We start from the raw sequence: 12,669 nt of genomic DNA, 5'->3' as shown, positions 1-12,669 counted from the left end.
GTGCAAGACCACACCCTGGCCCTGACGCTGGAGCTTGACTGGCTGCAGTGCGTGCTGGACCGCCGGCTGGAACAGCACTTCCAGCAGCAAGACCTGGATCTGGCGGCGGCCGGTCCCCTGCCCGAGCTGCCCCCCGGCAGCGCCCTGGGCGAGCTCATCGTGCGCCTGCAGCTCAGCCCGGCCGAGCGCGTGGTGCTGGCCCTGGCCCTGGCGCCGCATCTGCGCCCTGCGATGCTGGACCTGCTGTTCATGCGCAACCAGAACCTGGACCGCGGCTTCACCGAGTTTGGCGGGCTCAAGGCGCAAGGCCATGGGGGCTTTCTGCCCACCGGGGAGACCGCGGCTTTTCTGGTGGCCGGTGAGGATCTGGCGGCCCGCGTGGCCCTGCTGGCCTGCTTTGATGCAGGCCACGCCTTCGCGCGCGAAACCCTGCTCAGCCTGGAGACGCCCGCCAGCGGTGAGCCCCAGCTCAGCGGCGCCCTGCTGGCCAGCAGCGAGGCCCTGCAGCGTCTGTGCAGCGGCACGGCCCGCAAGCCCGACTTCAGCGCGCAGTTCCCCGCCAAGCGCATCAGCAGCCCCCTGGGCTGGGAGGACCTGGTGCTGGCGCCGGAGGTGATGGACGAGGTGCAGCAGCTGTGCGCCTGGATGCGCGAGGGCGCGCATCTGATGCAGGACTGGGGGCTGGCGCGCGCTCTCAAGCCGGGTTACCGCGCCCTCTTCCACGGCCCGCCGGGCACGGGCAAAACACTCACGGCCACCCTGATCGGCCAGGTGGTGGAGGCGGATGTGTACCGCATCGACCTGTCGATGGTGGTCTCCAAGTACATCGGCGAGACCGAGAAGAATCTGGCGCGGGTCTTTGACCAGGCGCAGTCGCGGCGCTGGATCCTGTTCTTTGACGAGGCGGATGCGCTGTTCGGCAAGCGCGGTGCCGCGAACACTGCCAACGATCACCATGCCAACCAGGAAATTGCCTACCTGCTGCAGCGGGTGGAGGACTTCCCGGGCATGGTGATCCTGGCCAGCAATCTGCGCAGCAATATCGATGAGGCCTTCTCGCGTCGCTTTCAGTCCATGGTCTATTTCCCCATGCCCGACGCCGAGCAGCGCCTGCGCCTGTGGCAGCAGATGCTGGCCCCGGAGCATCTGGATGCGGATGTGGACCTTGAGCTGCTGGCCCAGCGCCACGAGCTGGCCGGCGGCGCCATCGCCAATGTGATCCGCCATGCCGCGCTCAAGGCCGTGCGTGCCGGCCGGCAGCAGGTGCGCATGCAGGAGCTGCGCGCGGGCCTGGCGCGAGAGCTGCGCAAGGAAGGGAGAACCTTGTGAGCCGCACACGCCGCCTGCGCCTGGCCCTGCCCCTGGGCCTGTCCCTCTTGCTGCTGGCGGCGACCAGCGCGCCCACCGAGCTGGCGCCTCGCCCGGCCAGCGCAGCCAGTGCAGCCAGCGCACCCAACTCGGCTCCTGCAGCACCCACATCCGCTGCGGCGTCGGCTGCTACGCCCCCCGGACAGGTGCAAGACTGCGGCCCCCTCACGCGCACCAGCCCGCCCAGCGAACCGCCCTTGCCCCTGAGCTTGGCACCGCCGAACCAGGCACTGCCCAGCGCCCGGGCAGGACGCAGCTACAAGGCCTTGCTCTTCGCCCAGGGTGGCAGCCGCCCCTATGTCTTCGGCCTCAGCGACGGCCAGTTGCCGCCCGGCATACGCATGGACCGCGACGGGCGCCTGTGCGGCCTGCCTGAGCGCGAAGGCCGCTATGCATTCAGCGTGCTGCTCACCGACGCCAATGGGCGCCAGGCCAGCCAGAGCTATGTGCTGCGCGTGCTGGGGGTCACGGACGCAAAGCCCGCGGCGGGCGCAGCGTCCCAAGCCCTACCCGCGGTACCGACCGTGCCCGGCCTGGTGGGCGTCAACCCCGCCACGACCACGGTGCCGGAGCCGGCGGACGCGCGCACCGCCATCGTCTACCGCCTCCAGGCCGCCCAGCTTGATGCGCTGCTGGCCGCGGACGACAACAGCGGCGGCGACAAGAGTGGCTCGGAGACCGGCAGCAGCAGCACGGGAACGGTCGACGGCGCCACACCGCCGGCGGCCGCTTCTTCCGCCCCGGCTCCGACCGCCTCCGCCCCCGCTGCGCCCACGCCCCCCGCGGCCAGCGCTGGGCCGACGCCGGAGCGCCCCGCAGGCCTGGTCTGGAGCGAGCCGCAGCACAAACAGCTGCTGCAATGGCTAGGGCCGCTGCTGGAGCGCGAGTACCCGACCCGCGATCTCTTCCTCGCCGCCGTGGACGCGCAGCGCTGCGAGCACAGCCGCAGCCTCATCAAGGCCAGCGCGCAGCAGCGCGGCGAGAGCGAGCCCCCGGCCGAAGCGCTGGCCCGCCTGTGCCAGCCGCCCCCCGCGGGGGCGGCCGCATCGGCCGCCAAGCTGGGCGGCCCGCCCAAAGCCCCTGGCCGAGCAGCCACGCCCACCGTCAAAACCAGCGCGCCCAAGCCCAAGGCGCTGGAACCCGGACAGATCCCCTGGGAAGATCTGCCGGACTGGCTGTTGCCGCCCGTGCTGCGGGAGTGGCTGGCCCAGGCCGCCCGACGCACGGTGAGCCTGACGCCGGCCCAGCCGCTGAACTGGCAGGCCGTGCCCGGCTGCGACTGCCTGAGCGAGCGCAGCCAGGGCCTGGTCTATGCCGTCTACCCGGCCTGGAACGCCGTCGGCGCGGATCCCCAGACCCTGGACTTCAGCCTGCTGCACCGGCTCAGCTTCATGGGCCTGAGCTTCAACGCCCAAGGCCTGGACTATCGCTACCTCAACCCCACGGGTTCGGGCAGCGCGCAGCGACGCGATCTGCTTCAGGAGAGCGAGTTCATACGCTTGGCCAAGCACTACGGCACCCAGGTCGACTTCATGCTCTACCAGCGGCACTGGGACTTTCTGCTGACCGAGGCCAGCGCCCAGCGCGAGGCCCTGCTGACCCAGATGCTGACGCAGGTGCCCCAGCAGGCCCGTGAATTGATAGACCGCCCCCTGCCGGGCCTGCCGGCGCGGCTGAAAGCCGCCCTGCCCCTGTTTGGCCACACCCAGCACCTGGGCGATGGCCTGAGCGTCTTCTTCGATGAGCTGCCCCAGGGCGAGGGCACGCGCCCCGAGCTGGCCGGCCGCATCGCGGACTTTTATCCCCGTTTTGTGCGGGCCCTGGCCGAATCCCTTTACCGCAATCCGGGACGCCGCTATGCGCTCAATCTGGTGCTGACCGAAGCCCAGCTGCGCGCCGGCCAACCGGCCACGGTGGACCAGCTCTTCCGTCTGATGCTCGAGGTGGAGAAGCCCGAAGTGCGGGAGGGGCGCATCGCCGACAGCGGCGGCGACTACCGCAGCCGCACCAACGTAGAGCTGCGCTTCATGGTGCTGCTGCCCGAGCCCAGCCGGGAGAGCAAGAAGCGTTTGCGCGATCTGGTCGAGCGTTCGCCGCATCTGCAAGGCAGCAACCGACGCGCCATGCTGCGCAGCATCGTGCCGGTGCGTCTGCTGCCAGGCGCCAGCGAGGAGCAGTTTCGCGATGACCTGGTGTATTTCCAGGACAACTTCGCGGGGGTGGGTTTCTGGCCCGCGCCCCTGCAAGGCGAGAACTTCTCGGACCGCGATCAGCGGCTTGTTCGCACGACCCTGGTGGGCTCCCCGCCCAACGCCCTGAGCGCGGCCGTCTGCGGCTGGGTCTGCCCCAACCGCTGGCCCTTGCGCCTGGCCTTTGATGTGCTGCTGCTCGTCGGTCTGCTCGTGGGCGTGGCGCTCACCTTGCATTGCGGCTGGCGCATGCGCTGGGGTCGCTATGCCCTGCTGGCCGGCGTGGCGCCCTTCCTGCTGGGCGCGGCCCTGCTGCACTGCGATCCGGCACTGCGCTCGCTGCGTGATGGCAATGCGCAGCTGATCCTGGCGATCGCGATCCCTGTGCTGCTGGCACTGCGGGTGCTGCTGCGCTCCAGGGTGGAAAAGCCATGAACGCTGACTGCCACGCCACGCCTGCCAAGCAACTGCTCAAGCGCCCGCCAGGGCAAGGAGTTCCCATGAAGGCCAAGCACACCCAGCCCCAACGCCGCACCGAGTCCCCCGCGGCCGCACTGCACGCCGGCCAAGCGGGCGGCAGCGACAGCCCCAGACTCAGCGCGCAGAGCAGTCACATCGCGCAGCTGCAAGCCGCCACCGCGCCGATTCAGCGGGTCGAAGGCGAGCGCAAGACCAAGGGCCACTCGCGCGGCACCTCGCACTCCACCACTGCGCCCAACGGCAAGACCAGCTCGCATCAGCCCGGCAAGGGGCGCACCGAGAAGCCGAGCAAGAGCGCCGCCAAGAACCGCAAGCGCGACCGCATGCTGCAAACCAATGTGGCGAACTCAATCGCCAAGAGCCAGGGAACGGGCAAGTAGGCACGCCGCCACCCACGGGCGTGCGCAAGCCAAGTGAGCGACGAGAAGCGAAGCTAAGCCATCCGCCAAGTCGGCTTGCCCCGCCAGTACGTCCTTGAACCCGAAGGAGCCAGGCCATGAGTAGCCGAACTCGCCAAGCAAAGGTAAAAGCCCCTGATTCGCCAGGGCCTCAGCGCACACCCGCCGCCGCCGCCAACAGCGCTGTCGCCCTGAGCCCTGCTGGCGCCACCACGATACCCGCCGGGCCCAACATCCCGCGCCAACTCAAACAGGGCGAGCACTTGGCCCACCTGCGGTCTGCAGCGGGAGATGCATCTCAGGGTAGCCTACCTGCCAAGCTGCGTAGCGGCATCGAATCCCTTTCCGGCATCGACATGTCTGGCGTCCGTGTCCATCGCAACGCCAGCAAGCCGGAGGCTGTGCAGGCCATGATGAATTCGGCGCAGAGACGAAACCATGCAGGGGCCGGGCTCCGTGTGGACGTAGCCGACACCGGGCAGCAGGCCAAAACGCAGGGTGGGAAACTACAAAACACTGCTAGCGCCGTATCTGCCCCGCTTAACAACACTCGCCTGCCCGATCAGCTAAAAGCGGGCATTGAGTCCTTGTCTGGCATGTCGATGGATAACGTGCGAGTGCACTACAACTCTTCGAAACCAGCGCAGTTGAATGCACATGCTTATGCGCAAGGAACGGAAATCCACGTGGCACCAGGGCAGGAACGGCATCTCCCGCACGAAGCCTGGCATGTAACCCAGCAGGCGCAAGGACGCGTGACGCCTACGGCCCAATTGGCAGGCGTGGTGATCAACGACAACAGCGCCCTCGAACGTGAGGCCGACGTAATGGGCGCTCGCGCCCAAGGCCTCGGCCCCTTCCTGTCACCTGGCCGAAACCTTCAGCGCCAACGCAGGTTAGGCGGCTCGAACATCCTCCAGGGACGGTTCGTACTGTCCAAGAAGAGGCGAACGCCCATTGACGACGACACGCTCAAGACAATCGGGATGTACCTGAGAGGACACCCGCTGTATCCGGAATTCAAGAACCTGAGCGACAGCGTGAAGACTTTCCGCCTGCTAGGTTGGCTCAACGAAAATCGCGACGCGTTGGGTGAACTGCACGGGGTGCTGTACGCCATTGCGGAAGGTGAAGCGTCCGAGCCGGCTGAAGAGAGTGATCAAGGCATCACCTTCATCGCCGACGAACACTACGACGCTCCGGGTTCCGACGCTGGACCGCTGAAATACCTGACCGACAAGCGCAGCGAGCTGATTCCATGGCTGTTCAACGGCAATCGGGTCAAGATGCAGCAGACCTCAGGCCGCATCCGTGGTTCCGCCAAGAAAGAAGACTGGTCCGCAGTACGTGTGACGCTGGGAGAGGTTCTGCTGCTGCACAAGATCGACGGGCCGGCCGCCGAGAAATCGAAGCAGCGAGAGCTAGTGATTCTTCAGCGGCTGTCGCAAACCTATCCCAGTCGCAAGGCCCGGAGCCAGGCCGGCCAATCCAAGAAGAAAGGAAGAGGCAAGCGCCAGGCAAAGCTGCAATCACAGCAACCGCCACCGCTGCGGATCTCGATGGACAAGATTCCCTCCGACGTCTTCAGCTTCGCTTTCCAGAAGGCCGTGTTCGGAGAAGCCAACATCAAGATCGCGATCGATCCTCAAGGCCGCAAAATTTCGCTCGACGGGGTCGGGCGGGTGCGCGCCATGCTGTCTGCTCTAGCCCGGCTCAAGCTGGAGCCCGACAATTTCACCATCGACGCCATGGCGATGCGGGTCACCCCCGAGGAGTACGACGAGCTCGAGGCCATCCACAAGGTCTATTACGACGAATCGGGCCAGCAGCGTGAAAAAGAAGGCTCGCTGGGCTGGACCCCTGGAATCGTCCGGACGCTCACCGCGCCCATCGGAAAACTCGCGGCGTGGTTGCAAAGCGGAACCAAGAAGGAGCGTGACCTCGGCAAAGCGCTCTCCAACGACGAGCCAAGGTTCTTCCGGAACAACTGCCTGATCGTCGCCATCGCTGACGCGGCCGGCATTCCGCAGCCTTCGGCGCAACAGATCATCCAGATCCGAACCCAGATCAGTCAGCCGGTCGGCGGCATGCTGCTGGCCACGCCGCAGGCCATCAACGTCATTCGCCAAGTCACCGGCATCACTCGAACGATCAGGATCACCTATACCCACCTGCTGGGCACGGCTTTCGCGAACGAGACTTTCGCGGGCGGCACCGGGCTACCGTTGATCGTCCATCACGCCCACAACCATTTCTACCATCCCCCCGGCGGAGTCCACGACCCGAAATCGCTGGACCAGCGGGCCCGGGCCAGCGTGGGTCTGATGGGTACTTCCTCGATGTCCGACAAGGAACTCAATCTGGCAATCAAGCCGTACGCCAAGCTCTATCGAGAACGATTCGACAAGGAGCTTCACCAGACCATGGCGAGCAAGGGCTACGACGCGCTCAACTGGCTTCACCAGATTCTCGACAAGGGTCAATTCCAGGAGATGTGCAAGGGGGGCCAGATCCGCGTGGCCTTCAGCCGCGATCTCTATGAAGGTCTGCGACGCATGAGAGCAGAACCACGGAAGTCCTCACACTACAGCGGCATCATCATCCCCACGCAGCTGACGCAGGTGCCCGACGAACACTACGGGATCGACGGTGACTTCTTCCCAACAGTGCTGTTCGGCTTAATGGAGAACACCAGCAGTAAGGAACGATTCATCTACATCCAGGCGGAGCGCAATTCGTACAACCCAAGCGCCAGCAAGTTCGAGAAACTCCACCACATACTGGATGCGTCCGACTACTCGTGGTCGCAGCAGAACCAGGGGCCGTACGGCATCTCCGACCACACAGATGCCGACCCGATGGGTGACACACGCCTCGACAGGCCTGGCTGGAGCCAACGTTGGCACCTGCGTCGCGTCAAGGCCATGGCGTTGATGTTGTTGAAGCCCTACCTGGCGGTTCCAGCGATGCTGAACCTCCTGCCGACTGATATCAAGCGTGCCTTACCGACGTTGGTCATGGCCGTGCTGCTTCACCTGATGCAGCCGACTATGGGGCAGGACTCCGTGTGAAAGGAACTTGCCCGAACTCGCTCCTCGCTTGAAGGCGTCCTATCCCGGGGGTCAAAGGGGGCATTGGTGCAGGCATTGGGGTCATGAGGCATTTGGGGCGCATTCGGTTCAGGGGCGAATTGGGGTCAGGTCTTTCTACTGGAATTGCTCGCCGAATGCGCGCAGAGTTGCCCCATGTCCCGCCCGCTGCGCACCGCGTTCCCCGCCGCCGTTGATCACGTCACGACTCGGGGTGATCGGCGGGATTCGATCTTTGATGACGACAATGACCAGCAGCAATTCTTGGCCGTGTTGGCCCTGCCCCTGTAGCGCTTCGACGCTCAGGCCTCAGCCTATTGCTTGATGGATGGGTAACCATTACCACTTGGTTCTGCACGCCCGCGCCGCCAACTTGTCACGCCTCATGCACCATCTCAACGGCCTGCACACCCAGAGCAAAAACCGACGGCATGGCGTGGTGGTTCATCTGCTGCAGGGGCGCTTCAAGGCGATCCTGGTGGATCGAGAGGTCTACCTCTTGACAGTTTGCCGCTACGTCAAATTCAACCCGGTGCGCGCCGGCATGGTGGAGGACGCGTCGCCGTGGACCTGACCGACTTACCTCGCCCATGTGGGTGGGGTGCAGGCGCCGGCTTGGCTCGACACTTTGGGCTTACGCGCCTACATGTTGGGCCACCAAATTCGCAGCACCGCCGACACTCAACGAGCCGTCAAGCGCTAAGCAGACTGGGTGTCTTCCGCCATCGACTTGAAGCTCTGGCATAAAGGCCTACGGCAGCAGAGCTAGCTGGGCAGTGAAGATTTCGTGCGCGCATGCAGGAGCAAGTTCATCCGCAGCATCTGGCAGCGTAGGAGATTCCGGGCATCCAGCGCAAGCGCGCTACTCGCAGACAGGAGCAAGATCCGCTGAAAGGACTCGCGGACGGCGCCTCGGCGGATACCGACATTACGCGCTACTACCGTGACTCTGGTTAAACCATGGCCCCGGTCGCTGTCGCACTTGCAGTTTCGGTTCCGACGGTCAGTCTGGGGGCGGGGCGCAAGGGGAAAGAGCAGTTGAAAGATGCTAGACCTGCACCCGGCGTTGCAGGGCGACAAGCTGGTCGACATCCGCCTCGAGGGCGAGCTCAAGCCCCAGCGCGAAGCCACCCTGGTGGTCACCCGCGCCGACGGCAGCCGCTTCGAGCGGGCGCTGATCCTGCGCATCGACACGCCCATCGAGGTGGAGTACTACCGCCACGGCGGCATCCTCCCCTTCGTGCTGCGCCAGCTGCTGGCGGCCTGATCAGGACCGACCGGGCAGCTTGACCGGCTCGGCCAGGGCGTCCAGGCTCTGGCCGCTGGCGGCCAGCAGCTTCTCCAGCGCCGGCAGCAGGGGGCCCAGGCGCTCGTCGATGGCGTCGCGCACCGTGTCCACAAAGACCTGGGTGGAGCGCTCGATCTCGATATTGAGCGCGTCGCCCGGCTGCTTGTCGCCGAAGGTGGTCATGCGCAGCGTCTCGGGAATCAGCCAGACCTCGAACCAGCCGGCGCCGCCAGGCTCACGGCCGGCCTCGGCCACCGTCAGGCTGGCGCCGTTGATGGCGATATAGCCCTTGGCGAAGATGTAGCGCATCCAGGGCGCGGGCACGCGGATGCGCATCACATGGTTGTTCTCGGGCTTGCGCACGCTCTCCAGCGTGGCCATGAAGTCCACATGTCCCGAGAGCGGGTGGCCGCCGATCTCGGCGCCTTCCTTGGCGGCCCGCTCCACATTGAGCGCACTGCCCTGCTTCAGCCCCGCCAGCGTGGTGAGCTTGAGGCTTTGCTGCATCACATCGAAGTCGGCCGCGTTCGGGCCCTTGAGCGCGGTGACGGTGAGGCAGACGCCGTCGCAGGCCACGCTGGCGCCGATCTCCAGGCCCTCGCAGAAGCCCTCGGGGAAGGCCAGGGTGAAGCTGGTCAGGCCGGGCTTTTCGGTGATGGCGGCCACCTGGGCCAGCCCTTGGACGATGCCGGTGAACATCAGGCATGCTCCTTGAACAGTTCCGGCGTGAAGCCCAGGCTCAGGCGGCCGTCCGCCCATTGCACCAGGGGACGCTTGATCACGCTGGGCTGGGCCTGGGCCAGGGCGGCGGCGCTGGCGGCATCGCTCACGCCGGCCTTGGTGGCCTCGTCCAGCTTGCGCCAGGTGGTGCCGGCGCGGTTGATCACCTTGTCCCAGCCCAGCTCGGCCATCCAGCGCGGCAGCAGGTCGGCGGGCACGCCGGCCTTCTTGTAGTCGTGGAACTGGTAGGCCAGCCCCTGTTCATCCAGCCAGGCGCGGGCGCGCTTGACCGTGTCGCAATTCGGAATCCCGTAAACGGTGATGCTGTTCTTCATGGGCGACACGCTACCATGAAGCCGATGATCGACTGGCTGCAAGAGTCTTCGCTGGAGTTCCCGCCGCCGGAGCAGGCCCTGGGGCCCGCCTCCGAGGCGCCGGGCCTGCTGGCCGCCGGCGGCGACCTGGCCCCCGCCCGGCTGGAGGCCGCCTACCGCCGCGGCATCTTTCCCTGGTACGGCCCCGGCCAGCCCATTCTGTGGTGGTCGCCCGAGCCGCGCATGGTGCTGCAGACCCGGCACTTCAAGCTCAGCCGCTCACTGCGCAAGACCATCGCGAAGTTCCGTGCCACGCCCGGCTGCGAGATCCGGGTGGACAGCGCCCTGCCCCGGGTGCTGCAGGCCTGTGCCGAGACCCCGCGCGAGGGCCAGAACGGCACCTGGATCCTGCCCGAGATGCAGGCCGCCTACCAGCGCTGGGCGCGCGAGCGCGGCGCGGTGCACAGCGTGGAGACCTGGGTGGACGGCGAGCTGGCGGGCGGGCTCTATGGCGTGAACCTGGGCCATATGTTCTTTGGCGAATCCATGTTCATGCGCCGCACCGACGCCTCCAAGATCGCGCTGGCGGCCCTGGTCTGCCTGTGCCGGCGCCACCGCATCCCCTGGATCGATTGCCAGCAGAACACCCGCCACCTGGCGTCGCTCGGCGCGGCCGAAGTGCCCCGCAGCGCCTTCCAGGCCCATCTGCAGGCGGCGATTGGCGAGGACGGCCCCCTGCCCGCCGCGGCCTGGCGTTTCGAGCCGGCACTCTGGGACGAGCTGGGCGCCTTTGACGCAGAATCCGCAGCTGCCAGCCTGAGGGAGCCCCCACCGTGACCCATCCCAAGGAACTACCGCTGTCCCAGCTGCAGTTCTATGCGACCGCGCCCTACCCCTGCAGCTACCTGCCGGACCGTCAGGCACGCTCGCAGGTGGCCACGCCCAGCCATCTGATCCATGCCGACGCCTACTCGGGCCTGGTGGAAGCGGGCTTTCGCCGCAGCGGCCTCTTCACCTACCGGCCCTATTGCGATGGCTGCAAGGCCTGCGTGCCCATGCGCATCCCGGTGGCGGACTTCCAGCCCTCGCGCAGCCAGCGCCGCGCCTGGCGCCAGCACGAGGCGCTACAGACCCGGGTCATGCGCCTGACCTACAGCGACGAGCATTACCAGCTCTATCTGCGCTACCAGGCCGGGCGCCACAGCGGTGGCGGCATGGACCATGACAGCGTGGACCAGTACACCCAGTTCCTGCTGCAAAGCCGCATCAACTCGCGCCTGGTGGAATTTCGTGAACCCGCCGGCCCCGAGGCCGAGGAAGGCGAAGGCCGGCTGCGCATGGTCTCCATCCTGGATGTGCTGAGCGACGGGCTCTCCGCCGTCTACACCTTCTACGAGCCCGAGGGTCGCAACAGCTACGGCAGCTACAACGTGCTGTGGCAGATCGAGCAGACCCGGCGCCTGGGCCTGAGCCACCTCTATCTGGGCTACTGGATCGCCGAGAGCGACAAGATGGCCTACAAGGCCCGCTTCGGCCCGCATGAGCTGCTGATCGACGGGCAGTGGCAGCGTCGCGACAGCGGCCGCGACTGAAGCCCTGGCCCGCCGCGCGGTCTCAGGCCGCCAGCCGGGCCATCACCTCGTCCGCAATCGCCAGACAGCTGGTCAGGCCGGGCGACTCGATGCCCAGCAGGTTCACCAGGCCCGGCACGCCGTGCTGGGCCGGACCCTCGATGCGGAAGTCCGGCGCCGGCTCGCCCGGGCCGTGGATCTTGGGGCGCACACCGCTGTAGGCCGGCTGCAGCGCGCCGTCCGGCAAGGCCGGCCAGTAACGGCGCACATCGGCATAGAAGCCTTCGGCCCGCGCCGGGTCCACCTGGTAGTCCAGGGCATCGGGGTCGGCCACGTTTTCCAGCCACTGGGCATCGGGGCCGAAGCGGGCTTGGCCCCCCAGGTCCAGGGTCAGATGCACGCCCAGCGAGGCCTCCTGGGGCAGCGGATAGATGAGACGGCCAAAAGGCGCGCGCCCCGCCAGCGAGAAGTAGCTGCCCTTGCTGTAATGCGCCCGCGGCACATGGGCCGCATCCAGCCCCTCGCTGCGTGCGGCCAGCCAGGGCGCCCACAGGCCGGCGGCATTGACCACCAGGCCGGCCAGCAGTTCCATCTCCTCGCCCCCGGCGCGCACCCGCAAGACCTGGCCCTCGGCCGTGGTCCGCAGGCCCAGCACCTCGGATCCCAGAACCACGGCGCCGCCGGCCGCCTCCAGATCGCCCTGCAGGGCCAGCATCAGGCCATGGCTGTCCACAATGCCGGTGGAGGGCGAGAGCAGCGCCGCCTCGCAGCGCAGAGCCGGCTCCAGGGCCTGGGCTTCCTCGCGGCTGAGCCAGCGCAGATCGTGAACACCGTTGGCAGCGGCCTTGGCCTGCAAGGCCTGCAAGCCCGGTAGCTGAGAGGCTTCGGTGGCCACCACCAGCTTGCCGCAGCGGCTGTGGGCCACGCCGTGGCTGGCGCAGAAGGCGTAGAGCAGCTCCTTGCCGCGCACGCACAGCCGCGCCTTGAGGGAGCCGGCCGGGTAATAGAGACCTGCGTGGATGACCTCGCTATTGCGCGAGCTCACGCCCTGCCCGATGGCGGTCTCGCGCTCCAGCACCAGGGTCTCGCGCCCGCTGCGTGCCAGCGCCCGTCCCACGGCCAGACCCACCACGCCCGCCCCCACCACGACTGCATCGACTTTGTCCATGCGGGCGATTGTGCCCAGGGCGGCGCCCCTCGCTGTTTCGGTGTTCACTAATTCACGAGGGCCCGATTACGAGGTCGTACTAAG

General features: G+C 67.0%; 11 protein-coding genes. 8 read left to right on the top strand and 3 right to left on the bottom strand.

The features are described 5' to 3' along the window. The 6 genes from DFR39_RS06390 (at position 1) to DFR39_RS06365 (ending at position 8,791) form a co-directional block, all read left to right on the top strand. Positions 1-1,329, top strand: a complete 1,329-nt coding sequence (locus DFR39_RS06390; RefSeq protein WP_246030719.1) for an ATP-binding protein — start codon at positions 1-3, stop codon at positions 1,327-1,329. Beyond that, the gene (locus DFR39_RS06385; protein WP_133602705.1) at positions 1,326-3,992 is read left to right on the top strand and encodes an Ig domain-containing protein; all 2,667 of its coding nucleotides are present in this window, start codon (positions 1,326-1,328) and stop codon (positions 3,990-3,992) included. Before DFR39_RS06390 ends, DFR39_RS06385 begins: the two co-directional genes overlap by 4 nt. Then, positions 3,989-4,417 carry a hypothetical protein gene (locus tag DFR39_RS06380; RefSeq protein WP_133602704.1) on the top strand — a complete coding sequence of 143 codons (429 nt, stop codon included), beginning with the start codon at positions 3,989-3,991 and terminating at the stop codon, positions 4,415-4,417. The genes DFR39_RS06385 and DFR39_RS06380 overlap by 4 nt, the downstream gene beginning before the upstream one ends. Before the next feature lie 116 nt (positions 4,418-4,533). After that, complete coding sequence (locus DFR39_RS06375) at positions 4,534-7,506, top strand: eCIS core domain-containing protein (protein ID WP_246030718.1); 2,973 nt, start codon at positions 4,534-4,536, stop codon at positions 7,504-7,506. A 364-nt stretch (positions 7,507-7,870) separates the two neighbouring features. Further along, positions 7,871-8,098, top strand: a complete 228-nt coding sequence (locus tag DFR39_RS06370; RefSeq protein WP_211343814.1) for a hypothetical protein — start codon at positions 7,871-7,873, stop codon at positions 8,096-8,098. 471 nt (positions 8,099-8,569) lie between these two features. Next, positions 8,570-8,791, top strand: a complete 222-nt coding sequence (locus DFR39_RS06365; RefSeq protein ID WP_133602702.1) for a hypothetical protein — start codon at positions 8,570-8,572, stop codon at positions 8,789-8,791. Here the strand turns inward: DFR39_RS06365 and DFR39_RS06360 are convergent, their stop codons facing one another. Continuing rightward, the gene (locus tag DFR39_RS06360; RefSeq protein ID WP_133602701.1) at positions 8,792-9,511 is read right to left on the bottom strand and encodes a riboflavin synthase subunit alpha; all 720 of its coding nucleotides are present in this window, start codon (positions 9,509-9,511) and stop codon (positions 8,792-8,794) included. Then, complete coding sequence (locus tag DFR39_RS06355) at positions 9,511-9,867, bottom strand: ArsC family reductase (RefSeq protein ID WP_133602700.1); 357 nt, start codon at positions 9,865-9,867, stop codon at positions 9,511-9,513. Before DFR39_RS06355 ends, DFR39_RS06360 begins: the two co-directional genes overlap by 1 nt. A 15-nt stretch (positions 9,868-9,882) precedes the next feature. Between DFR39_RS06355 and aat the strand changes: the two genes are divergently transcribed. Together aat and DFR39_RS06345 are read left to right on the top strand one after the other, a co-directional pair. Further along, positions 9,883-10,683 (top strand): leucyl/phenylalanyl-tRNA--protein transferase, encoded by an 801-nt coding sequence (gene aat, locus DFR39_RS06350; RefSeq protein ID WP_133602699.1) that lies wholly within the window; start codon positions 9,883-9,885, stop codon positions 10,681-10,683. Next, positions 10,680-11,438 (top strand): arginyltransferase, encoded by a 759-nt coding sequence (locus DFR39_RS06345; protein WP_133602698.1) that lies wholly within the window; start codon positions 10,680-10,682, stop codon positions 11,436-11,438. The genes aat and DFR39_RS06345 overlap by 4 nt, the downstream gene beginning before the upstream one ends. 22 nt (positions 11,439-11,460) lie before the next feature. Here DFR39_RS06345 and DFR39_RS06340 read toward each other — a convergent pair whose 3' ends face one another. After that, on the bottom strand, positions 11,461-12,585 hold the full coding sequence (locus DFR39_RS06340; protein WP_133602697.1) for an NAD(P)/FAD-dependent oxidoreductase: 1,125 nt from the start codon (positions 12,583-12,585) through the stop codon (positions 11,461-11,463). Positions 12,586-12,669 lie beyond the last annotated feature (84 nt).

The sequence above is a fragment of the Roseateles asaccharophilus genome (assembly GCF_004362405.1).
Taxonomy (GTDB): Bacteria; Pseudomonadota; Gammaproteobacteria; order Burkholderiales; family Burkholderiaceae_C; genus Kinneretia; species Kinneretia asaccharophila.
Note: the sequence above shows the minus strand (reverse complement) of the source record. Positions and strands in the feature narration are given on the sequence as shown.

Coding starts and splice junctions, on each gene's coding strand:
- DFR39_RS06340 (WP_133602697.1), bottom strand. CDS start 12,585: ATGGACAAAGTCGATGCAGTCGTGGTGGGGGCGGGCGTGGTGGGTCTG.
- DFR39_RS06365 (WP_133602702.1), top strand. CDS start 8,570: ATGCTAGACCTGCACCCGGCGTTGCAGGGCGACAAGCTGGTCGACATC.
- aat (WP_133602699.1), top strand. CDS start 9,883: ATGAAGCCGATGATCGACTGGCTGCAAGAGTCTTCGCTGGAGTTCCCG.
- DFR39_RS06360 (WP_133602701.1), bottom strand. CDS start 9,511: ATGTTCACCGGCATCGTCCAAGGGCTGGCCCAGGTGGCCGCCATCACC.
- DFR39_RS06375 (WP_246030718.1), top strand. CDS start 4,534: ATGAGTAGCCGAACTCGCCAAGCAAAGGTAAAAGCCCCTGATTCGCCA.
- DFR39_RS06380 (WP_133602704.1), top strand. CDS start 3,989: ATGAACGCTGACTGCCACGCCACGCCTGCCAAGCAACTGCTCAAGCGC.
- DFR39_RS06355 (WP_133602700.1), bottom strand. CDS start 9,867: ATGAAGAACAGCATCACCGTTTACGGGATTCCGAATTGCGACACGGTC.